Below are 24002 nucleotides of genomic sequence, written 5' to 3'. Positions count from 1 at the left end.
GCCTCGGCTACTCGATGCCCAGCCGCTTGATCTTGCGCCACAGCGACACGCGGTCAATGCCCAGCAGCCGCGCCGCCCGGGTGCGGTTGCCTCCGGTCTGCTCCAGTGCCTGACGGATCTGCAACACCTCCTGCTCCTCCAGCGTCCGCAGCGGGGCCGCGTCCTCGTGCACTACGCGGGCGCTGGTCTCGCGCAGGGCGCGCGGCAGATCGGCCAGGGTCAGGTTCGCCGTACGTGCCAGTGCCACCCCGCGTTCGATAATGTTGGACAACTCGCGCACGTTGCCGGGGTAGTCATGCTCGACCAGGCGCTCCAGCGCCTCCGGGTCGATGTCGTCGATGCGCTTGCCCATCGACAGGGCGTGGCGCTTGAGGAAGTAGTAGGCCAGCAGCGGGATATCGTCGCGCCGATCGCGTAGCGGTGGCAGCAGCAGGTTCACCACGTTCAGACGGAAATACAGGTCCTCGCGCATCTCGCCACGATCCACCGCACGATCCAGGCGCCGGTTGCTGGCGGCGATCACTCGCACATCCACCGGGATCGGCGTCCGCCCGCCGACCCGCAGCACTTCGCGTTCCTGCAGGACCCGCAGCAGGTTCACCTGCATCGCCGGACTGGTTTCCGCGACCTCGTCGAGGAACAGTGTGCCCCCCGCAGCGGTCTCGAACAGGCCCTTCTTCTGCTGGGTGGCCCCGGTGAACGCACCCTTCTCGTGGCCGAACAGCTCGCTGCTCAACAGTTCGTCCTGCAGTGCCCCGCAGTTCACCGCGAGAAACGGCCCCTCGGCCCGCGCGCTGTGGTTATGGATGTAGCGCGCCAGCAATTCCTTGCCGGTCCCGCTCTCGCCCGTCAGGACCACATTGCAGTCGGTGGGCGCAATCTGGCGCGCGGTCTCCAGCAACCGCTGCATGGCCGTGTCCTGTGCCACCAGGGTCGCCTTGCGCCCGCCCTGCTCCACTTGATCGCGCAGGGTGCGGTTGTCGCGCCGCAAGCGGGTGAATTCCACCGCCTTGGCCACGACCTCGCGCACCTCGTCGATACGAAACGGCTTGGCAATGTAGTGGAAGGCCCCGGCCTTCATCGCCTCCACCGCGGAGTCCAGGGTGGCGTGCCCGGTGATCATGATCACCGCCAGGTCCGGATCCAGCTCGCGCGCCCGGCGCAGGATCTCCATGCCGTCCACCCCGGCCATGCGCAGGTCGGTCAGGACCGCGTCAAAGCGCTCCTGCTCCAGTGCGCGCAAACCCGTCGCTCCCTCCTCGCGGGTCGTCACAGAATACGGGGAGTGCCGGAAGACCTGCTCCAGCTGGCGGCAGGCAATCGGCTCGTCGTCAATCACCAGCAGGCGCGCCTCCCGCGAGGCTCCAGCCGGGCGTTCCCGATTCGCCTTGTCCTCACGACTCATGCGCGGTCCCCGCATTCGCAGGGCAGCCAGACCTGGAACCGTGTCCCGCCCATCGGGCAGCGACTGACGCCGATTGCCCCTCCATGGTCCTGGACGATTTCCTGGGCCACGAACAGGCCCAGGCCCGAACCGCTCCCCTCGTCCCGTCCGCGGTAAAACGGCTCGAATACGTGATCCAGCGCCGCATCCGGGATCCCCGGGCCGTCGTCGTCGATCGAAATCCGCACGACTGGGTTCAAACCCTGGCCCTGCACCACAAGATCGCCGACCACATGCCCGCCGGGACCCGGCCTCAGGTCCGCCAGGCGGCCCCGCTGGGCCTCAATGCGGACTTCTACTTCGTCGCCCCCTGCCTCGAAGGCATTGCGTAACAGGTTCACGAACACCTGCTGCAACCGCTCGGGGTCCACGGTCACCTGGAGGGCATCATCCACTCGCATGCTCACCTGATCCACAGGGAGCGTGGCACGGATCAGATCGAGTGCCCCGTCCAGGATGGTCTTCAGCGAGCGGCACTCCTCCCGTTTGGGGCTCCGAGGCTGCTGGCGCGAATACATGAGCAGTCCGCGCACGATGTTCTGCGCCCGCGCCGTCTCGCCCTCGGCCTGCTGCAGCCACTCTTCCAGCAAGGCCGGATCACCGCCCCGCCCTTCCTCCGCGACCAGCTGCAGTGCCGTGGAGATATTGCCCAAGGGGTTGTTCAACTCGTGGGCCACACCCGATACCAGCACCCCCAGGGCCGCCAGCCGCTCGGAACGGCGCAGATCCTGGCTCCGCGCATCCAGCTCGTCCAGCATCGCATTGAAGGCGTGGGTAAAGGACACCAGTTCACGATCCTCGTTGGGCGCGGTCAGACGCCTGCGCGACCCCGCCCCGATCGCCCGCAGCTGGTCCTCTACCGAGCGCAGCGGGGCGAGGATCCGCCGCGCCAGCCACCAGCCGCCCAGAAGGACCAGCATCAGCACGATACTCGTCGCCAGCAGCAATTCCGTACGTGATTCCTGAACCCCGGTGCGCAGGTTCTCGCGCTCGCGCTGACTCAGCACCTTGGTCAACGCCGAGGCCTCGCCGCCGGCGTTGCGAATGGACTCGACCAGCTGCTCGCGCCGCTCACCCGCCAGCCCGGGATACCGGCCCAGCCCCGTGCGATACCGCTCCAGAACGGCCTGCAACTCGTCGAGCTCGCCGGGGCGTGCATGCTGCGCCAGCGCCGCCTCGTTCTCGCGCACCCGTTCCAGCGCCGCCTCGGCATGGTCCCGCGCCGCAGCCAGGTCCCCATGCTCCCCGGAGCCATAGAACTTCTTCTCGAAGCGGCGCATCTCGAGACTGTCCTGCAACAGCTCGGCTACCACGTCCCCCTGTTGCAGCCGCGTCTCGATGGTCGAAAGCGCGATGTACTGCGCGAGCACCAGACCCAGCACCAACACAACCACTCCGGCATACACCCAGCGGACCTTGCTGCGCAGACTGCGCCCCATAACGTTACTCGTTGCAATAGTTGCCGCTACATTCTGCAACGCCCGGATAGTCGCCCGCAACGCTATTCGCGGCCTTTCACCCCGTCAAACGTTACATGGTGCAACACACGCCTCCTCAACACCCCATCACAAACCGGATAAGTCATTGTTTTCATGGAGTGGCACGCGATCTGCATAGAGGCTTCGTGGACGAACCACAACGGAGACATCGATGCCTGCCCTGAGCCGCACCATGAAACAGATCCTCGAAGGCCTGGCCTATGCCGACCTCGCCGAGATGCAACCGATGGGCGACAAGTATCGTGCGCTCGCAAACGATACCCCGACCGCGAATCCGCCATCGGTCGGCGCACCTCAAGCCGCTGCGCAACCCGCACCGCGCCGGCGGATTGGCCTGTTCGTCGGGCCATTCGCCCCGCGCCCCGTGTTCGACTATGCCGCCGACAGCTGCGAGCGCCTGGATGCCGAGCTGGTTGTCCTGACCTTTCTGGGCAAGGCCGAGGCAGGCGCGCTGATCGACGGCTTCATTCGTGACACCGGCCCCCTGCCGCACGGCGTTCACATCGAGGCCCTGACCGGCGACCCGGAACGGGCCCTGCGCCGGGTCCTCGGTCGCGGTCTGCGTCTGGACTTCCTGGTCTGCGACGAACAGGGCTACCTCGGCCACCAGATCCTTGCCACCGAGACGGCCGCGGAATTGCCGGTGGTCATGGTCGCCGCACCCCGCAAACCGCGGCCGGGCGGCACCCGGACCGCGCCGTCCGGCGCCGCGCTCCCCTCCGCGGGCTAGTCACCACCGTCGAGTTGCAGACCCGGCCGCAGCGCATCGCGGCCGGGCCGAACACGTTGGCCCGAATCCGAAACAAGGAACACCCCGCCTACATGAATACCGACCGGATCTACCGCCTGTTTCCCTTTCTCGCCTGGTTTCCCATGTCCGAGAAATCCGTCCGCGCCGACGTCATGGCGGGCCTCAGCGTCGCCATGATCCTGGTGCCCCAGGGCATGGCCTACGCCACACTCGCGGGCCTCCCTGTGGTGTACGGGCTGTACGCCTCGGCGATCCCGGCGATCGTCGGCTCGCTGTGGGGCTCCTCGCGCTTTCTGCATACCGGTCCGGTCGCGATGCTGTCGCTGCTGTCGGCTGCGTCGCTCGCGCCGTTCGCAGTGGCCGGCACCGAATACTTTATCCAGCTCTCGATCCTGCTCGCGCTGATGGTCGGCATCATGCGCCTTCTGCTGGGCGTATTCCGCCTCGGGATCCTGATGAACTTCGTCTCCCAGCCGGTCATCGTCGGTTTCACCAACGCGGCGGCGCTGATCATCGGACTCTCCCTGATCAACACCTTCTTCAATGTCCCGAAGCCCGATACCGGCGCCTTCCTGACCGACTTCGCCGGCGTCATTGCCCAGCTGGGGGAGGCCCACTGGCCGACCATCGCCTTCGGCGCCGGCACCCTGGTGATCCTCATGGTGATGCGACGGATCATGCCCCGCCTGCCGGGCGTGCTGGTGGTCGTCGTGCTGGGTACGCTACTCAGCGCCCTGACCGGCTTCGAGAACAACGAACGCATCACGCATGGGCAGATCCAGGCCACCGACGTGCGCAACCTGTACCAGGAGCTCGCCGCAACCCGCACGCAGATGGGTACCACGTCGGAAGAGTTGAGCGAGGCCAACAGCGCACTCAAGGAGGCCGAGAAGGCGGGCGAGGAATCACCCGACCTGGCGGTGCGCGTGGCCCGCCTGGAGGTCCGCGAGTCGCAACTCAAGCGCGAACTGAGCGACCTGCGCATCACAGCCCACCAGGTGCGCCTGGAGCGCACCGAGACCGCAGACGGTCAGGCGCGCTACCGCGCCTGGCATGCCGAGGCCGAGGGCCGCCCATGGCGGCTGTCCGGCTTCGACGAGGAGCGCATCATTGTCGCTTCCGGCGGCCAGGTCGTCGGCACGATCCCCCAGGGACTGCCCAGCCTGCAGCTGCCGGTACTGGACTGGGAGGTCATCCCGGCCCTGCTGCCCGCCGCGTTCGTGATGGCCCTGATCGGCTTCATGGAGGCGACCTCCATCGCGCGCGCGCTCGCCGCCCAGCGGCGCGAGAAGCTGAACCCGAATCAGGAACTGATCGGCCAGGGTCTGGCCAACATCGTCGGGAGCTTCTTCCAGTCCTACTCCGTCAGCGGCTCGTTCTCGCGCTCGGCGGTCGCGGCGCGCTCCGGCGCACAAAGCGGGCTGTTCGCGGTGGTCAGCGCGATCGGCGTGCTGATCACCATGCTGTTCCTGACCCCCTATCTCTACCATTTGCCCCAGGCAGTGCTGGCGGCCATCGTGATATCGGCGGTGTTTGGCTTGCTCGACTTCCGGGCCCTGGCGCGGTCGTGGACCATCAACCGCGCCGATGGCCTGGCCGGGTTCCTGACCTTTTTCGTCACGCTGTACATGGCCCCGGATCTCGCGAATGGCGTGATCGTCGGCGTAATCCTGTCATCGCTGCTGTTCCTGGTCGGCACCGTGCGCCCGCGTTCCGAGATCCAGGGCCTGCGCCCCGACGGCTCCCTGGCCGGGGCGATCAGCAACGACCTGCGTCCGGCCGGCCCACATTTCACCGTACTGCGCTTCGATGCCTCGTTGGTGTTCATGAACGTCGCCCACTTCGAGGACGCGGTCATGGACGCCGTCGCGCGCAACCCGAATGCCCGGGCGGTGCTGGTGCTCGGCAACAGTATCAACCGCATCGACGCCTCGGGCGTGGACAAGGTGCGCGCCCTGATCGGCGATCTTGCGGCCGCCGACTGCAAGCTGATGTTCAGTGGTCTCAAGAAACCCGTCCGCGAGGCCATGGAACGTGCCGGCCTGCTGGACGAGATCGGCCGCGGAAACATCTTCCCCAACAAGCGCGTCGCCCTCGCCGAACTGCAGCAGCGCGCCCTCGGCACCCCGGACCGAGTGGAAACCGCCAACCCGGCACCACCCGGCACTCGAGGCGACGATAATCCATCGTGAAGGGAGGCCGGGACTCGCCCATGCAAGGCCTGCCTTCCCGTCTATACTCGGCAGAAAGCGAGCATGCAAACCGTGACGAACCCGAATTGACGCGTTTCGAGGAGATCCAGCTGGACGGCGCACACGCGATTGGGCCTTTGCGTGGGGGCCGCCTGATCAGAACCTTTCCTGACGCGGCCGGGGCGCAATGCGATACTGACGCGCAGCCGGTCCTTGCCACTCCCCCAGAACCCACCATCAGGTCTCGAACTCATGAATCTGCGCCTTCTCTCCCTTGCCGTCGCCCCGCTCATCGTCCTTCTGGCAGCATGCAGCCCCGGTCAGTCCGACACCATCCCGCTCGAGTCGATACAGGCCATCGTCGACATCGGCCAGGAACACGGTTTCGAGACCTTCGAAGAACTGGAGGCAGAAAGTGACCGGGAATTCGTCCTCAAGGGCTGGGACGACGCACAACTGCGCATGGAGACCCGGTTTAATCTGGATGGTGACCTGCTTCGCGAAGAACGCGTACGCGACCCCGATCACGCGGCGGGCATGACCGCCCAGATGATTCTCCGCTCAGCGGCCGTCGCGCGGGATCACGGCATGCTCCGCTTCAAGGAGATCGAGTTCGAAGACGACCGCGTCATCGAACTCGAGGGCATCACCGAAGACGGCGACGAGCTGAACATCCGACTCGATGGCGAAGATTTTACGCTGCTGTCCCTCGAACGCGACTGACGAAACGCTGCCCCCTTCGCCGCCCTCGAACCGACCCCGGTCGGCATAACCGACGCGCGAGGGCTCAGGCCTCCGGGCGCAGGTGCGGAAACAGGAGCACGTCGCGGATCGAAGCGCTGTCGGTCAGCAGCATCACCAGGCGGTCGATGCCAATGCCTTCCCCGGCGGTCGGCGGCAGGCCGTACTCCAGCGCGCGGATGTAGTCGGCGTCAAAGTGCATCGCCTCGTCGTCACCGGCGTCCTTCTCCGCGACCTGGGCGCGGAAGCGCTCGGCCTGGTCTTCCGGATCGTTCAACTCGGAGAAGCCGTTCGCGATCTCGCGCCCCCCGACAAACAGTTCGAAGCGATCGGTGACGAACGGGTCGTCGTCGTTGCGCCGCGCCAGTGGCGAGACCTCGGTCGGGTAGGCGGTAATAAAGGTCGGGTGACGCAGCTGGTTCTCGGCGGTGTACTCGAAGATCTCGGTCCACAGCTTGCCCAGACCGAAGCTCGGCTTGATCGGGATCTCCAGGCGCTCGCAGTGCGCGCGCACCTTCTCGATGTCGTCGAGGTCGGCTTCCGCGATCTCGGCATTGTGAGCCAGGATCGCCTCGCGCACGCTCATGCGGGTGAACGGCTTGCCAAAATCGTAGCTCTCGCCCTGGTACTCAATGGTGGTCGTGCCCAGCACGTCCTCGCACAGCCCGCGCAGCAAGGTCTCGGTGCGATCCATCAGCGCGCGGTAGTCCACGAACGCCTCGTAGAACTCGAGCATGGTGAACTCGGGGTTGTGCCGCGTGGACAGTCCCTCGTTGCGGAAATTGCGGTTGATCTCGAAGACCTTCTCGAAGCCGCCGACGACCAGGCGCTTGAGATACAGCTCTGGCGCGACGCGCAGGTACAGCGGCATATCCAGCGCGTTGTGATGGGTGGTGAACGGCCGCGCGGTCGCCCCGCCCGGGATCACCTGCATCATCGGGGTCTCCACCTCGATGAAATCCTGATCCTCGAAGTACTCGCGGATGTAGCGCACGATCCGGGTACGGGTGCGGAACAGCTCGCGGCTGTCCAGGCTGGTGATCAAGTCCACGTAGCGCTGGCGATACCGCTGTTCCTGATCGGTCAGGCCGTGGAACTTTTCCGGCAGCGGACGCAGGCTCTTGGTCAGCAGACGCAGCTCGTCGAGCTGGACCGTCAATTCCCCGGTCTTGGTCTTGAACAGCGTGCCCTGGCCACCCACGATATCGCCCAGATCCCACTGCTTGAACGCCGGGTACACGCCCTCCGGCAGGCTGTCGCGCTGCGCGAACAACTGGATGTCGCCCGACTGATCGCGCAGGCGGATGAAGCTTGCCTTGCCCATCACGCGTTTGCCGACCATGCGCCCGGCGACCGTCACGCGAATCCCCTGGGCCTCCAGCGCCTCGCCTTCGGTCTCGTCGTGCGCGGCGTGCAGCGCCGCCGCCAGCGCATCGCGACGGAAATCGTTGGGGAACGCTGGACCGGCCGCGCGCAGCGCGTTCAGCTTGCTGCGGCGCTGTGCGATCAGCTTGTTCTCGTCAGTGGTTTCGGTCATCAGAAATCCATGCAATAGATAGACTTACAAGCCACTCTTGAGACTGGCTTCAATAAAGGGGTCGAGGTCGCCGTCGAGCACACCCTGGGTGTTCCCGACCTCCACGCCGGTGCGCAGATCCTTGATCCGCGACTGATCCAGCACGTAGGAGCGGATCTGGCTGCCCCAGCCGATGTCGGACTTGGTGTCCTCCACCGCCTGCTTCTCGGCATTGCGCTCCTGCAACTCGCGCTCGTACAGCTTGGCGCGCAGCTGGTTCATTGCCATCTCGCGGTTCTTGTGCTGCGAGCGCCCGGCCTGACACGCCGCCACCACTCCGGTCGGGACGTGGGTAATGCGCACCGCCGAGTCGGTGGTGTTCACGTGCTGACCACCGGCGCCGGAGGAGCGATAGGTGTCCACCCGAAGATCGGCCGGATTGATCTCGATCTCGAAGTTCTCGTCGATCTCCGGGGAGGCGAACACCGACGCGAACGAGGTATGCCGGCGGTTGCCGGAATCGAACGGCGACTTGCGCACCAGTCGATGCACGCCGGTCTCGGTGCGCAGCCAGCCGAAGGCGTACTCGCCCTGGATGTGCACGGTCGCACTCTTGATCCCGGCGGTCTCGCCCTCGGAGAGCTCGGTGACCTCCGCCTTGAAGCCCTTGTGCTCGGCCCAGCGCAGGTACATGCGCAGCAGGATGTTGGCCCAGTCCTGGGCCTCGGTGCCCCCGGAACCGGCCTGGATATCGAGATAGGCGTTGGCCTCGTCCATATCGCCGGAGAACATGCGGCGAAACTCCAGGCCCTCGATACGCGCGGTCAGCGCCTCCACATCGGCCTCGACCGACGCCGCCGTCTCCTCGTCGCCATCCGCCTCGGCCATCTCCAGCAGGTCCCGGCTTTCGTCCAGCTGGGTGCCGATCTCGCGGATGTTGACCACCACGCCCTCAAGCTGGGCCCGCTCCTTGTTCAGCGCCTGGGCCTGCTCCGGGTCGTTCCAGATATCCGGGTTCTGCTCCAGCTCGCGCTGGACTTCCTCTAGCCGTTCTTCCTTGGCAGGGTAGTCAAAGATACCCCCTAAGGCCTTCCAGGCGGCCTTTCAGGTCATCGATCAGGGAATACAGCGCGTTCAGTTCCATGGCAGTTTCCGTCGGGTGCCGTGGCGCACACGGCAGGTTCGATCACGTGGCGAGAAAAGCCGCGCAGTATAACACCCGACAGCGGCTTCAGGGCCGGCGGGGACGGCGCCAGAACGCCAGCGCGTCGCGGCGTTCCAGCACCAGGGCGCCGGCGCCCGACCCGGCCGTGGATTGCGGATCAACAAATTCGAGCGCGCCCAGGCCGCCACGGAGTAGAGCCCGCAGCTTCGGCGCCACCACATCGTCGGCAACCGACTCCAGAAGCTCGAGCCGGCGCTCGAGCGACGGGGCCGCCTCCAGTGCCTCGACGACGACCACGGTGTCGCCGGATTCCGCAGGGTCGGCCGCCGGGTCGGCTGCCCAGTCGATGCCGGCGCCCCGCGCCAGCCAGTGCGCGACCACACCGCCACCACACACACGGCCCACACTCGTTGGGCCACCGGGATGTCCGGGCGACCAGGGCCAGAGGCCATGCACGGCCCCACGCCCCTCCCGCTCGCGCGCCAGATTCACCGGGTGCTGGAACCAGGCCATCTGCAAGGCGTTGGCCAGTACCTGCAGGCGCCGAGCTCCATCGGCCTGCATCGACGGCGCCACCATGGCGCGCCCCATGCCGATCGACGGTGGCGGGCCCGACGCATCGCCCTCGGCGTCCATCCGCAACTCCCACAAGCCGTCTTCATTCAGGACCAAGGTCGCCCCGGCCGCGTCCAGTTCCGGCTGTGCAGCCGACCACAAGGCCTCGCGCTCGGCCTCCGACACCGGCTCCACCGGATAGGCCACCAAGTCCTTCATCCCCGCAGTCAGCTGCACCGGCTGGACCAGCCAGGTTCGCCATCCGGAATCGGTTGGCCGGTATCCGAGCCGCTCGGCCAATGCGGCCTCCCACCCTGGTGCTTCCGTGCCGGTGACCCCGCTCCGCGCCCGTCCGAGCCAGCGCGCCAGACGTCGCACAGAGAGCGGAGGCGCCCCGGCCACCGCGCCCTCGGGCGCTGCCCACAGGCCGGGCAGCAGGTGAATCACCCGCCGGCTTGCATCCAGCCGTGTCATTGATCGGACCCGTAGCGCCCCTTCGGCACGTCGCGCTCCTTCGCCGGATCGTCCTCGATCCCCGGCGTGATGCGACCTTCGTCGTCATACGGGAGCCGGACATGACCGTAGCGAAGCACCAGCACTGCGCCCGCCAGAATCAGGACCCCGGCAGTCACCGCGATCAGCTCCCATACGTCCATGTCCTTCATGTCGATGATCACGTAGCGCGCCAACGCGACGATCGCGATGTAGATCGGCAGGCGCACCGGGAGACGCCCGGAACGCAAGTAGATCCCGACCATCGCCAGCACCTCAAGAAAGATGAACAGCAACAGCAAGTCGGCCAAGCCCACCCACATCGCCGAGACCATGGTGGCGATTTCCTGCAGGATCGCGATCACAGTGGCGACGGCGATCACCACCAGCACGGCCACTTCGACATGATGCAGGGCGCGGCGCCCGGGGCGTTCGACGTTCATGCATTCACCACAATTGCCCCAATAAGTCCGGGCATCCTACCACCCGCCCCGGGCCCGAACGCTCAATTCTCCCATTGGTCTATACCAATAGACACAACGATCTGAAGCACCCGCGATGACCAAACCTCTCCACATCAAAAGTCCGCCCGCTACGCACCGCATCCAGTGGTCCGTCGCACGCGGTTTCGTCGCGGTACTCGCCCTGCTGTTGCTCGCTCTGCCGTCCGCCGCGGAGGACTACCCCGCCGATTCCGCAATCGCGTGGCAGGACTGGGACAGCCAGCTTTTCGAGGAGTCCGAGGCACGCGAGCGGCCCATCTTCTTTTATTTTCACGGCCAGTGGTGCACCTGGTGCCGCGACTTCCAGGACGAGTCCCTTGAGAACCCCGATGTGGTGGACACCGTCGACCAGCACTACATCCCGGTGCTGGTCGATCTCGACGAACGTGCGGATCTGTTCCGGCGCTACGGTGGCCGCGGCCTGCCCTTCGTGGTCATCGTGAATCACGAGGACGAAATGCTGACCCGCTTTACCGGTCACGTGAATGCCCGCGACCTGCAGAGCATCCTGGTGGCCCAGCGGGACATGTTCTCGGTCACCGGTCGCGAGATCACGCCGGACGATGCCGCGATCGACGATCTTGATGCCTTCATGGAGATGCTCGACGAGGTCTATGATGCCCGCGCCGACCGCCTGAGCGGCAGCGCCACCTTCGGCACCCTCAGCAAGCGCCCGCAGCCGTGGACCTATCGCTTCCTGCTCACCGCCGAAGAGTGGCGGGATCGCATGCCCGGGCTACTCGACCAGATCGCGGAGGACCTCTACGACGAGGTCGAAGGCGGCTTCTTCTTCTTTCACGATCCGGACCAGCGCGACCCCGTCCTGGCACTGGAGACCTCCAAGCGCCTGGACCAGAACGCGGCGTTCCTGTGGCTGTTCTCCGAGGCCCATGACACCATCGGCGACGAGCGCTACGCCGAGATCGCCCGCGGCATCCGCGACTACCTGCAAGACCACCTGTGGGACAGCCGCCAGCTGCGCTTCGGCAACAGCCAGTACGCCGACCGCGACTACTACCAGCTGGACCCGGAGACGCGCACGCAAACCGACCCGCCCCAGGTCGACCGCAACACCTACGCCGACACCTCGGGCCAGGCGATCGCCGCCCTGGCGAACATGGCGCGGGTAATGGAAGACGGGGAAACGCTTGCCTGGGCGCGCGAGGCCCTGGCGGCGCTGGATCGCTACCTGCAGACCGAACAGGGCTACCTGCACGGCATCACCGCGGCGGGTCGCCCGGCGATGGAGGGCTACCTGCCCTCGCAGATCTGGCCGGAGATCGCCCGCCAGGAGCTGGCGCGCGCCACAGAGGCACTGGACGGCGAGCGACCGGAGATGCCCGACCCGCTCGCGGCACTGGACCGGCTGGAACCGTTCTTCAACGAGGAGCTGGGCGGCCACGCCGAGCGGATCGGCACCGATCTGGAACCCTGGTCGGAGACCCGCACCCAGGCGGCGCTGGCCTGGTGGCTCTACCGCCTACCGGACGCCGCCATCGAGGAATCCCACATCGATCGCAACATGGTGCGCGAACGCCTGCGCATCGAGCCCGGTGCCGACCCCGACGACGTCGCTCTGGGCTTCGACGCCCTGCGCCGGGGCCTCTGAAGCCCCGTTGCAAGGCCTTGCGGTCGCTTATCCGGCGTCACACCACCCCCGGTTTCCCAGGATGGCGAGCCGAACCTGCGATGCGCCCCTGGCTCGGCCGCTACGCCTGTTGACGGAAGCCCGCAACCTCGCCCTGTAGCTGCTGCGCCAGGGCCTCCAGGGCCTCCACCGCCTGCTGCATCTCGTTCGCCCCGTCGGCGTTGCGCACGGCAATATCGTTGATGTGGTGGATGTTGCGGTTGATCTCTTCCGCCACCTGGCTTTGCTCCTCGGTCGCGCTGGCCACCTGGCGGGTCATGTCGTCGATAGCGGTCACCGAGTCGTGGATGTACTCCAGGGTCTCGCCGGCCTCGCCCGCCTTCGCCACGGAGGTTTCCGCATGCTGCTGGCTGACCTCCATCGCGTGCACCGCACGGGTGGCCCCGCCCTGCAGGCGCTGAATGATCTCGCGGATCTCCCCGGTCGAGTCGTTGGTGCGCTGCGCCAGGTGACGTACTTCGTCCGCCACCACCGCAAAGCCCCGTCCGGCCTCACCGGCCCGCGCCGCCTCGATGGCCGCGTTGAGCGCCAGCAGGTTGGTCTTCTCGGCGATCTCCTCGATCACTTGCAGGATCGTGCCGATGTTGTCGCTGTCACCCTTCAGCTCCACGATCACATTGTTCGCCTGACGAATCTCGCCGGCCAGCGTGTTGATCGCACCCTGGGTCGCCTGCACCACGGTGCGCCCGCCTTCCGCCGCACGCGTCGCCTGCCCCGCGCTCTCGGCCGTGCTCTGCGTGTTGTTAGCGACCTCCTGCACCGTGGCAGACATCTGGTTCATCGCTGTGACCACCTGCTCCACATCGCCACGCTGTTCGTGGGTGGCACGCGTCATTTCACTGCTGCGCCCATCCAGCTGCCGCGCCGAGGCGGCAATCCCGTCCGCCGCGTCGGCAACCTGGCGGATAAGCCCCGAAAGCCGCCCCATCACCGTGTTGAAGGCCGCGCCGGTGCGCCCGATCTCGTCGTCGGTCGTCACCTCCACCCGGTGCCCGAGATCCGCGCGGCCCTCACCGATCGCCTCCAGCCCCTCGGCCAGGCGCTCCATGGGGCGCGTCAGCACATTGGCGTAGAACCAGCCAATACCCAGCGCCACCACGAACGCGATGACCCACAACGCCCACAGCAGCCACCACAACTGGGTCACCAGCGCCGCGTCCACACCCGCGGCGAGATCGCCCTTCATGGTGTGGAAGGTCACCCCGCCCATGATGGACAGCGGCACGGTGCTCACCACGATCACCAGGATAATCAGCTTCAGTCGCAGCCCACCCAACGGTCCAATCTTCATCGACGCCCTCCTTTCCGTCCCTTAAGGAAACACTGATCAATGAACGCGTTCGCGCTCGAGTCGCTTTTGCGTGCGAACAAGGCGCGGTGACTGCCGTGCAGTCATTCTGCACAAGGGAGCCGCAACGCTGTGCGCGCGCAAAAGCTGCCGAGCCCCTGCTTTCAATAACGTGCGGGGTTGGCACCCCAGGTTCCCCGATCCTGCGTTGCGCCGCTTACAGGTAGAACCACTACCTGTTGCACGACGCGCCTGGTCTCGGAAAACCTGGGGTACCAACGCGAACGCGTTCATTGATCAGTGTTTCCTTAACGACCAGCCGATCCCGGTCTTGAGCCCGACACAGTATTCATCCGCCCCGCCCCTATCGTCTTGATCCGGGTCAACCCCAGGTCCCAAAACAAGCCAAAAATCGCTCCTGATTAGCAACACTCATCAGCCAGGCCCAATGACCGTGCCGGCCCGGGTTTCCAGCCGCCCCCTGCTTCGTCATCCCGGAAACCGCGTAGCGATTATCCGGGATCTCTGCGGTTGGGGGTTGCCCCGACGGGGGAGATCCCGGCTCTTCGCTTCGCTCAGGCCGGGATGACCAGGCAGGGGTAAGGCGCTCCGGGATGGTGACATCCCCAACAAGGCTTGGATCCAAGTGCCCCGGGGCGGGCCATGCACGCCCCCCAAAGGAGCCCCGGCACTGGCTGACTCTTATCGCTAATCAGGAAATCGTTTCACCACGAAGCGCATGAAGACGCGAAGAAGATCAAGGGCGATTGCGCCACAGAGGACACGGAGTTCACGAAGAAAATGGAAAGGCTTTCAACTTGAAGGAGGTGTCTCGCTTGGTTTCAGCGGTCGGGCCAGCGGCAATGGCTAACATACGTTCCAGACAACATTCGTCCTCTCGCTGTGTCCTCTGAGTTCATAGGCCCTTGGCCTTGACCTTCTTCATGCCTTCGTGCGCTTCGTGGTAAATAAAGCCCTTGAGCGGGCGCTCGCCGCAACCCCGATACCCAGACACAAAAAACCCGCGGTCCCGAGACTCGGGACCGCGGGTTCGCGGTACTGCGTTAGCGGATCCGCTTACCGGCTGCGAGCCGCACGGTTGCCGTTGGCGGACGGGCGACCGTTGCCGCCACGACCCCCACCGGGCTTGCCACCGCGACCGTTGCGCGGGGCGCCACTGCGGGCGCCTCCGCCCGGCTTGCCTCCCGGACCACCACGGCGATTGCCGTTGCCGTCATTGGCAGCCGGCTTCGGCGTGGCGAAGCCCTCGGTTTCGATGCGGTCGATCGGGCGCTGAATCAGGCGTTCGATGCCCTTCAGCAGCTTGATCTCCTCACCGTCCACCAGCGACAGCGCGGCGCCGTCGGAGCCGGCACGCCCGGTGCGACCGATGCGATGCACGTAGTCCTCCGGCACGTTCGGCAGCTCGAAGTTGACAACCTGCGGCAGCTGGTCAATGTCCAGCCCGCGCGCGGCGATATCGGTGGCTACCAGGACCGGCACCTGGCCGGACTTGAACTGCTTCAGCGCCTTGGTGCGCGCCGCCTGGCTCTTGTTACCGTGAATCGCCTCGGAGCGCACGCCATCCTTCGACAGCTTCTCGGCCAGGCGATTGGCACCATGCTTGGTGCGGGTAAACACCAGCACCTGTTCCCATTTGTTGGTGCGGATCAGGTGGCTCAGCAGCTCGCGCTTCTGGCTGGTCTCGACCAGGTGCACACTTTGCTTCACGCCCGCAGCGGTCGTGTTGCGCGGCGCGATGTCGATCTCCGCCGGGTTGTTCAGCAGGCCGTTGGCCAGCTTGCGGATCTCGTCGGAGAAGGTCGCCGAGAACATCAGGTTCTGGCGGTTCTTCGGCATCATCGCAATCAGCTTCTTGATGTCACGGATGAAGCCCATGTCGAGCATGCGATCGGCCTCGTCGAGGACCAGGATCTCCACACCGGACAGGTCGATGGTCTTCTGATTGGCGTGATCCAGCAGACGCCCCGGCGTCGCCACCACGATGTCCATGCGATCACGCAGGGCCTTGATCTGCGGGTTCATGTTGACACCGCCGAAGATCGTCATCGAGCGCATCTTGAGATTGCGCCCGTAGGTCTTCACGGATTCGTGAACCTGCGCAGCCAGCTCGCGGGTCGGGGTCAGCACCAGGCAGCGCGGGCGGCCATTGCCGGCCTGCGGCGCGTCCGAGGTGGACAGGCGCTGCAGAATCGGCAGGGTGAAGCCGGCCGTCTTGCCGGTGCCGGTCTGGGCGGCGGCCAGCAGGTCGCCTCCCTTCAGGACTTCCGGGATGGCCTGGGCCTGGATCGGGGTCGGGTGCTGGTACCCGGAGGTTTCCAGCGCACGCAAAAGGGTATCGGCCAACCCGAGGTCGGCAAAGGTCGTATCAGTCATGGAATGCTCCAACGCCACCCGCCACTCGTTCAACACAGAGCACCCATCGGGGGAAACGAAATCAGGGGGATCACTGCGAGCCGGAAGGCTCTGGATCAAATGAACGGACGCTGACGGGCGGGGCGTTCGATCCGGGCACTATACGCCTTTTGTCAATGAAAAGACACCGCTCCATCCCCCATCGGATATATATTTGTTTTATGTGGGAATATGGACTAGCTTCACACATACAAGACGAGCCAGCGCCCACGTAGCACTGGTCAGGCCGACGCGACCAAGGACAAACAAGGTCGGCTAAACAGGGGAAAAACATGAAACACAACCTGCCCATCACCGGGAATGAGGCGGAGTACCCGGAGAGCGCCAATATCCTCTCCACCACCAACCTCAAGGGAGCCATTACCTACGTCAACCCGGACTTCGTCGAAATCAGCGGATTCGAGGAAGAGGAGCTTCTGGGCAAGAATCACAACATCGTCCGCCACCCGGAGATGCCACCCGCCGCATTCGAGGACCTGTGGCAGACCGTCCAGGGAGGGCGATCCTGGATGGGCATGGTCAAGAACCGCTGCAAGAACGGGGACCACTACTGGGTCAGCGCCTACGTAACGCCGGTCACCGAAGGCGGCGAAACGGTCGAGTATCAATCCGTTCGCACCAAACCGCGTCGCGAACACGTGAAAAAGGCCGAAGCGGCCTACGCCACCCTTCTCCAGGGCCGCAAACCCCTGGCCCTGCGCCTGCCACCTATTGGCATCAAGACCAAGGCCATTGCCTCGATCGCCGGCGGCGTCCTGGTTGGTCTGATCGCCAGTGCGGCGTTGACGACCATCGCCTGGAGCAGCGCTCTGGTATTCGTCGTGACCACCCTGCTGGTTGGCGGTCTGCTCATCTGGACCAGCCTCACACCACTGTGCCGAGCGGTCGCCCATGCTCGTCGTATCGCGACCAATCCGGTTGGCCAGTACATCTATACCGGACGCACCGACGAGGCTGGCGAGATCGCCTTTGCGATGTTGATGCTGGAGGCAGAAGCTGGGGCGGTCGTGGGCCGTATGGGGGATGCGGCCGGCCACCTCACCGGAACCGCCGACGCACTCGTCACGGCGGTCGGCGAAAGCCGCAACGCCTGTAATCATCAACGGAACGAGACCGAGCAGGTGGCAGGGGCCACCCAGCAGATGGTGAACAGCGTGCAGGAAGTCGCTCAGAGCGCCCAGAGCGCCGCCGATGCAGCAGACCGCACCGACCGCGAGGCACGCTCAGGGAGCGATGTCGTCCGAGACAGCACACAGGCGATCGAGGAACTAGGAGAGCGCATTCGTCATGGGTCCGGCGTCATGACCGAACTGGACCGGCACAGCCAGGACATCAGCAGCGTACTGGACGTCATCCGCGGGATCGCCGAGCAGACCAATCTGCTCGCGCTTAATGCGGCGATCGAAGCGGCACGCGCCGGCGAACAGGGGCGCGGCTTCGCGGTGGTCGCGGACGAGGTGCGCACACTCGCCAGTCGTACTCAAGACTCCACTGCCGAGATCCAGCAGATGATCGAACGCCTGCAGAACCGAGCGCAGGCTGCAGTCGACACCATGGAACAAAGCCGAAATCAGGCCGAAACCAGCGTCAACCAGGCGCACCAAGCCGCCTCGACGCTGGAGAACATTACCTCGAGCGTGGGTCAGATCCGCGACATGAGCACACGGATCGCCGCAGCCGTGGAACAACAGGGGGCGGCCGGCGACGAGATTCGCCGCGGCGTCGACTCCATACGCAGCGCAGCTGATACCACTGCAAACCGGTCCGATCAGAGCGAGGCCGCGGCGCGCGATGTCGCACGCCTGGCGGGCAGCCTGCAAAGCCTCGCGCAGCAATTCTGGGCGCAGCATCGCTGACGGGGCTGGTCATGTCCTCCACCTCCGACAAGCTTTTTCGCCGGCCTGCGACCCCTGCCATCGGCGTGTTGCTGGCGTTGCTGCTGGCACCCGTAGTGATTTGGGTGCTTGGACTGCAGCTCCCGGACATCGTCCCGCGTGAACATCTAGCCGCCTTCCATATCGCCACGGAGTTGTTCGTGGTCGTCGTCGCGGTACTGGTATTTGCCGTGGGCTACCACGTGATCGACCGCCGCCGCATGGCCGCTTCTCTGCTGCTGGCCTGCGCCTTTCTCGCTGTCGCGTTGCTCAACTTCCTTCACCTGATGACCTATCCGGCCATGCCGGACTTCATCACCCCCAACTCGACCCAGCAGACGTTGTTCTTCTGGCTCGCCGCGCGTCTGGTCGGGGCGGTGGCATTGCTCGCCTACGTGGCGTTGCCCATGGTCACGCAGAGCAACGGACCGCCACGTGTTGTCTACCTGATCGGGAGCCTGCTGCTGGTCGCCGCGCTGGCCTGGGTCGGCCTGTGGCATGCGGAGATCGTTCCGCCCTTATTCGGCTCGCTGGGTGGGCTCACGCCCATCAGAATGGGGATCGAAGCCCTAATGATCGCCCTGCACCTGGTCACCCTGGCCCTGTTCACCCTGCGCCGCGAACTGCTGCAACGACCGGGCATACCCCTGGTTGCCGCCGCCCTGATCCTCAGCATGGGCAGCGGGATGTTTTTCATGTTCTACGCTCCCTTGACCGACGCCCCATCCGTATTGGCGCAGCTGTACAAGATCGCGGCATTTGTCCTGATCTACCAGGGACTTTTCCGGGAGAGCGTCCGCGCCCCATTGAAACACCTGCATGAGGCCCACCGCGATATTGAGCGGCGCGAACAACGTTACCAACAACTGCTGGAGACGGCCCCCGACGGCGTACTAGTCACTGACATGCACGGCCGCATCGTGATGGTAAACCGCAACATCGAACGCCTGTTCGGGTACCCGCGCCAGCAACTAATCGGCGAACCGGTGGAGCGCCTGGTTCCGGAACGCCTGCGCGCGCGCCACCGGACCCATCGCGAAGCCCAGGCCCACACCATCAACCGCCGTACCATGGGCCAGGTATCCGACCTGCGCGGTCGGCGTAGCGACGGCTCCGAGTTCCCGCTGGACATCAGCCTGAATGCATTCGAGGGTGACGAAGGCCGCCGCATCACCGCGTTTATCCGCGACATCACCGACCGTCAGCGCCGCGAGGCGCGGATCCAACACCAGGCCACCCACGACAGCCTGACCGAACTACCTAACCGCTGGCTCCTGCAAGACCGCCTGACGCAGGGGATCGCCCAGGCCGAACGTCACGGCCACCCGATCGCTGTGATGCTGCTGGATCTCGACAACTTCAAGATGGTCAATGACACCTTCGGCCATCACGAGGGCGACCAGCTGCTGAAGGCCGTGGGCGCCCGACTTCAGGGCGCCCTGGACCAGGAGGCGACCATCGGGCGTTTCGGCGGCGACGAGTTCATGATCCTGCTGACCAACGTCGAAGACGAACAGGCCATCGGCGTGATCGCCGAGCGCATCCTCGACATCTTCACCAGCCCGTTCCAGACCGAACAGGCCCGCAGACTGACCTCCACCGGAAGCCTGGGCATAGCCCTGTTTCCGCGCGATGCCCGCGACGAACGCAGCCTGGTCCGCTACGCCGACATGGCGATGTACGAGGCCAAGCACTCCGGACGCAACACCTATGCCTTCTTCTCGCAACACCTGGATGCCCAGGTGCACGAAGAGCAACGCCTGCAACAACGCCTCCAGCAGGCGCTCGGGAACGACGGCCTCGCGTTGCACTATCAGCCGCTGGTGGACGTGGCGTCGAACCGCGTCATCGGCGTCGAGGCACTGGCCCGCTGGACCGACAGCGAGCTTGGTCCGGTTGCCCCGACCCGTTTTATCACCAGCGCCGAGGCCACCGGCCTGATCCTGCCGCTGGGCGAGTGGGTCATCTCCGAGGCCTGCGAGCAGCTCGCCCAGTGGTCCCGTGCGGGTCTCGAGCTCCGGGTCGCCATCAACGTCTCCGCGATGCAGTTCCGCCAACACGACCTCGTCCAGCGCCTCGGCGCGATCCTCGAAGCCACGGGCGCCCCGCCCGAGCACCTCGAGATCGAGGTCACCGAGACCGTGGCCATGGCAGACGTCGCACTGACCCGCGATCAGCTGCGCGGACTGAAGGCCCTGGGCATCCGGGTCGCACTGGACGACTTCGGCACCGGCTACTCCTCGCTCGCTTACCTGAAGTCGCTGCCGATCGACAAGCTGAAGATCGACCGCTCGTTCATCGCCGACATCGGCCAGGACCCGGAATCCGAGATGATCCTGCGCTCCATCGTCCACCTCGGCCACAGCCTGGGCCTGACCCTGGTGGCCGAGGGCGTGGAGACCACGGCGCAGCGTGACTTCCTCCGGACGATCGGCTGCGACCTCTACCAGGGATGGGTCCATTCAAGCGCGATGGCGGGCAGCGCGGTAAGGGACCACCTTCAGGTAGCGCGCGCGTAAAGCGGCCCCGCTCTTGTGGTAGCCCTAACGACGATCAGGGATTAAGTTTGATAACACGGGCGTCTAGCTTCGAATAAGGCGGCAACAGATCGCCCAAAGCCATCGCAGGGAGGTGACATGGCCGACAGGGGATCCACCGATTCGACAGCACCACCGTCCGCACAGGATCCGCGCGACCACCGCTCCGCCGTCGCCATCACCGGCGGCTTCGCGGTCGTCCTGTTGCTGATGATTGTCATGATCGCCCTCGGACTGAACCGCCTCGGTCAGATCCACGAACGTCTCGACGTGATCGTCCACGAGCACAACATCAAGACCGAATTACTGAACCGCATGCGCACCGCCGCGCGCGAGCGCTCGGTGACCCTGCTGCGCCTGTCGATCACCACCGACCCCTTCGATATCGACGAAGGCATCATCGAGTTCCGCGGCCATGCCTCGGACTTCATGGTCGCCCGCAACGAACTCGAGGCGATGCCGCTAACCGGGCGCGAGCTGGCCCTCCTGGAAAGATCCCGCGGCCTGTCATCCAATGCGGTAGAAGTACAGGAGCGGGTGCTCGACCAGATCCTCGACGACGACATCGCCGCCGCCACGGAATGGCTGCTGAAGCAGGCCATCCCGATGCAGAACCTGGTGCTCGACAATCTCGCCGCCCTGCTCGATCTGCAGCAGCAGGCCGCCGAGACCGCAGCGCAGGAAACCGCAAAAGAGCACCAGCAGGCCGTCCAGATCATGTTCCTGCTCGGTGGAACCGCGCTGCTTATCGGGATCGTCGTCGCGGTCGCCGTACTGCGCCGGAGCCGGGATACCGAGGCCGACTTGTTCCGCGAGAAGGAACGCGCGCAGGTCACCCTGCACGCGATCGGTGACGCCGTTATCACTGTCGACACCGACGGGCGCATCGACTACCTCAATCCAGTGGCGGAACATCTCACCGGCTGGACGCATGCCGATGCCCATCGCGAGCGACTGGACCGCGTATTCCGGACGGTCCGGGAAGACGACGGGCAGCCACTCCCGCACCCACTGACCGAGTCCCTTCCCGACGGTACCGCCTGCAGCCTGAACCAGGGCGCAATCCTCGTCTCCCGTAACGGCCACGAATACGCCATCGAGGAAGTCTCCGCCCCGATCCGCGACCGCGCCGGTGCAATCATGGGTGCAGCCCTGGTCTTCCGGGATGTCTCCCAGGCACGTGAAATGGCCCGCGATCTTTCGTGGGCGGCCACCCACGACAACCTGACGTCGCTGGCCAACCGCCTCGAGTTCGAACGCCGCCTGCGCCAGCTGGTCACCACCGCGCGCAATGACGGTCGCGAACACGCGTTGCTGTACATGGATCTCGACCAGTTCAAACTGGTCAACGACACCTGCGGTCATGGCGCCGGGGATGAACTGCTGTGCCAGCTGACCTCTCACATGCAGGCGCAGCTGCGGGAAAGTGACACCCTGGCCCGTCTCGGCGGGGACGAGTTCGGGGTGCTGCTCGAAAGCTGCCCATTGGAACGGGCGGAGAAGATCGCGGAGAACCTGCGTCGAGCCATCGAGCAGTTCCGCTTCGACTGGCAGGGCCGGCTCTTCCGGATCGGCATCAGCATCGGTGTCGTCCCCGTAAGCGGTCATCACAGCGACCCGGCCCAGTTCATGAGCGAGGCCGATGCCGCCTGCTACCTGGCCAAGGAGCGCGGACGCAACCGGATCCATGTCTCGCGCCCCGACGATGCGGCCCTGTGCCGGCACCAGGGTCAGATGGACTGCCTGCAACGCATCAACCAGGCACTGCAGCACGGGCACCTCTGGCTCTACGGGCAACACATCGAGCCGGTCTCCAGCAGCGGACCGCGCCACACCGAAGTGCTACTGCGCATGGTGGATCCCGACGGCACGATCGTGCCGCCCAACACCTTTATCCCGGCGGCTGAGCGCTACGGGCTGATGGGGACCATCGACCGCTGGGTGATCGACCGGGTGCTTCAGATCGTCGCCCGCAGCTCCAGAGACCAAGGACACTTCGCGATCAACCTCTCCGGACAGTCGCTCTGCGAACGCGGCATGCTGGACTACATCGTGGAACGCATCGAATCCAGCGGCGTGGCCCCAAACCGGCTCTGTTTCGAGATCACCGAGACCGCCGCCATCGCCAATCTCAACCAGGCCAGCCGGTTCATCAGCACCCTCAGCGCGATGGGCTGCTGCTTCTCCCTGGACGACTTCGGCACTGGCATGGCCTCGTTCGGCTATCTCAAGACCCTGCGCGTCGATTACCTCAAGATCGACGGCAGCTTCGTCCGCGACCTGAACGACGACCCGGTCTGCCGCGCCATGGTGGAGAGCATCCACCGGATCGGCCAGGTCATGGGTATCCGTACCGTTGCCGAATGCGTCTCCCACCAGGACCTGCTCGTACCCCTGCGCGAAATCGGCATCGACTACGCGCAGGGGTTTGGCCTGCACCTCCCTGAACCGCTCGAGCCCTGCCCCGTCCAGACCGGAGTACGCGCCACCGGAACCAGCTGACACCCCTCCAGCGACCGGCCCTGAGGGCACCTTCCGCCCCCCACGACGCCGCGCAACCTACCCGGTCATCACGAACACCGCCCACCAGCCCGAACACCGCGCAACCCACCTCGTCATCCCGGACACCGCGCAACCCACCTCGTCATCCCGGACACCGCGCAACCCACACCGTCATCCCGGACACCGCGCAACCCACACCGTCATCCCGGACACCGCGCAGCGGTGATCCGGGATCTCCCGGGCAGCCACCCCAACACCCAAGACCCCGGCGCTGCGCTACGGCCGACATGACACCAGGGGGAAGGGCACCCCCATCCGCTCGAGCCAACAGGCGATCATTTTGTGTATCGCTCCGCCTGGCCTCCAACGCCTGCACGCCAGCCAGACACGAAAGGCCGCCCGAAGGCGGCCTTTCGTCACCGAATCCAGACGTTCGCGCCGCCATCGAACCCGGCGGCGCGGCGTTGGATCAGTACCCCGTACTGCCGTGCACGTCCGGCGGGGCCTCGCGGGTCAGCATCGACCACGTCAGGTGCGCCATCACCTCGGGCGCCACCACGGTATGGCGATTCCCGCTGTTCTGCATCCCCTCGCGCAGCTCCTGGCGGACCTGCGGTTCCCCGGTCAGATCAAAGATCACATCGACCTGATCCCCGCGCGCCACGAGATCCGCAACCGACTCCAGCGGGATCCCCTTCGCCTCGGCCAGCCGGCGCCCCTCGGTCTCGCCCTGCTCCGAGGCCGCGCAGATCGTCATCCCGGGCAGCCCGGACTCCAGCAACATCTCGAGGAAGCGGCCGCCCACCCGGCCCAGTCCCACCACTGCTATCTGAATCGACATATGCACTCCATCCTTTTC

16 protein-coding genes are annotated in these 24002 nt (G+C 65.6%); 7 read left to right on the top strand and 9 right to left on the bottom strand.

Annotated features, from left to right (window positions below; translation table 11 throughout):
• Positions 1-7: 7 nt before the first annotated feature.
• Complete coding sequence (locus F816_RS0106625; RefSeq protein WP_019594058.1) at positions 8-1405, bottom strand: sigma-54 dependent transcriptional regulator; 1398 nt, start codon at positions 1403-1405, stop codon at positions 8-10.
• The gene (locus tag F816_RS0106620; RefSeq protein ID WP_019594057.1) at positions 1402-2883 is read right to left on the bottom strand and encodes a sensor histidine kinase; all 1482 of its coding nucleotides are present in this window, start codon (positions 2881-2883) and stop codon (positions 1402-1404) included. Before F816_RS0106620 ends, F816_RS0106625 begins: the two co-directional genes overlap by 4 nt.
• 211 nt (positions 2884-3094) lie before the next feature.
• On the opposite strand from F816_RS0106620, the gene F816_RS0106615 reads away from it, so the two are divergent.
• The 3 genes from F816_RS0106615 to F816_RS0106605 all read left to right on the top strand — a co-directional run bounded on the left by F816_RS0106615 (position 3095) and on the right by F816_RS0106605 (position 6609).
• Positions 3095-3673: a hypothetical protein gene (locus F816_RS0106615; protein WP_019594056.1), complete on the top strand. Its 579-nt coding sequence runs from the start codon at positions 3095-3097 to the stop codon at positions 3671-3673.
• Positions 3674-3765: 92 nt separating this feature from the next.
• Entirely contained in the window at positions 3766-5886 is a 2121-nt protein-coding gene (locus F816_RS0106610) for a SulP family inorganic anion transporter (RefSeq protein WP_019594055.1), read from the top strand.
• A 252-nt stretch (positions 5887-6138) separates the two neighbouring features.
• Positions 6139-6609, top strand: a complete 471-nt coding sequence (locus F816_RS0106605) for a PepSY domain-containing protein (protein ID WP_019594054.1) — start codon at positions 6139-6141, stop codon at positions 6607-6609.
• Between the two features lie 64 nt (positions 6610-6673).
• On the opposite strand, the gene lysS is transcribed toward F816_RS0106605, so the two are convergent.
• The 4 genes from lysS to F816_RS0106580 form a co-directional block, all read right to left on the bottom strand.
• Positions 6674-8164, bottom strand: a complete 1491-nt coding sequence (gene lysS / locus F816_RS0106600) for a lysine--tRNA ligase (protein WP_019594053.1) — start codon at positions 8162-8164, stop codon at positions 6674-6676.
• Positions 8165-8188: 24 nt separating this feature from the next.
• Positions 8189-9287, bottom strand: a protein-coding gene (prfB, locus tag F816_RS0106595; RefSeq protein WP_155984856.1) for a peptide chain release factor 2 whose coding sequence is annotated in 2 segments (ribosomal slippage) — positions 8189-9214 and positions 9216-9287 — 1098 coding nt in all. Because the reading frame shifts where the segments join, the coding sequence is not laid out codon by codon here.
• An 87-nt stretch (positions 9288-9374) separates the two neighbouring features.
• On the bottom strand, positions 9375-10163 hold the full coding sequence (locus F816_RS0106590; protein WP_019594052.1) for a hypothetical protein: 789 nt from the start codon (positions 10161-10163) through the stop codon (positions 9375-9377).
• Positions 10164-10333: 170 nt separating this feature from the next.
• Positions 10334-10798, bottom strand: coding sequence for a phosphate-starvation-inducible protein PsiE (locus F816_RS0106580; protein ID WP_019594051.1), 465 nt, complete (start codon positions 10796-10798; stop codon positions 10334-10336).
• A gap of 115 nt (positions 10799-10913) precedes the next feature.
• Here F816_RS0106580 and F816_RS0106575 point away from each other — a divergent pair, with 115 nt between their 5' ends.
• Positions 10914-12467, top strand: a complete 1554-nt coding sequence (locus F816_RS0106575) for a DUF255 domain-containing protein (RefSeq protein WP_019594050.1) — start codon at positions 10914-10916, stop codon at positions 12465-12467.
• 100 nt (positions 12468-12567) lie between these two features.
• Here F816_RS0106575 and F816_RS0106570 read toward each other — a convergent pair whose 3' ends face one another.
• Positions 12568-13797 (bottom strand): methyl-accepting chemotaxis protein, encoded by a 1230-nt coding sequence (locus F816_RS0106570; RefSeq protein ID WP_019594049.1) that lies wholly within the window; start codon positions 13795-13797, stop codon positions 12568-12570.
• Positions 13798-14871: 1074 nt separating this feature from the next.
• Entirely contained in the window at positions 14872-16191 is a 1320-nt protein-coding gene (locus F816_RS0106565; protein WP_026333167.1) for a DEAD/DEAH box helicase, read from the bottom strand.
• 311 nt (positions 16192-16502) lie between these two features.
• Between F816_RS0106565 and F816_RS0106560 the strand changes: the two genes are divergently transcribed.
• The 3 genes from F816_RS0106560 to F816_RS0106550 all read left to right on the top strand — a co-directional run bounded on the left by F816_RS0106560 (position 16503) and on the right by F816_RS0106550 (position 23143).
• Positions 16503-18086: a PAS domain-containing methyl-accepting chemotaxis protein gene (locus F816_RS0106560; protein ID WP_019594047.1), complete on the top strand. Its 1584-nt coding sequence runs from the start codon at positions 16503-16505 to the stop codon at positions 18084-18086.
• Between the two features lie 11 nt (positions 18087-18097).
• Positions 18098-20623: an EAL domain-containing protein gene (locus F816_RS0106555; protein WP_019594046.1), complete on the top strand. Its 2526-nt coding sequence runs from the start codon at positions 18098-18100 to the stop codon at positions 20621-20623.
• A gap of 117 nt (positions 20624-20740) precedes the next feature.
• Positions 20741-23143, top strand: coding sequence for an EAL domain-containing protein (locus F816_RS0106550; RefSeq protein ID WP_019594045.1), 2403 nt, complete (start codon positions 20741-20743; stop codon positions 23141-23143).
• A 469-nt stretch (positions 23144-23612) separates the two neighbouring features.
• Here F816_RS0106550 and F816_RS0106545 read toward each other — a convergent pair whose 3' ends face one another.
• The gene (locus F816_RS0106545) at positions 23613-23984 is read right to left on the bottom strand and encodes a hypothetical protein (RefSeq protein WP_019594044.1); all 372 of its coding nucleotides are present in this window, start codon (positions 23982-23984) and stop codon (positions 23613-23615) included.
• Positions 23985-24002: the final 18 nt, after the last annotated feature.

It is taken from the genome of Thioalkalivibrio sp. ALM2T (assembly GCF_000381505.1).
Lineage (GTDB): Bacteria > Pseudomonadota > Gammaproteobacteria > Ectothiorhodospirales > Ectothiorhodospiraceae > Thioalkalivibrio > Thioalkalivibrio versutus.
Note: the sequence above shows the minus strand (reverse complement) of the source record. Positions and strands in the feature narration are given on the sequence as shown.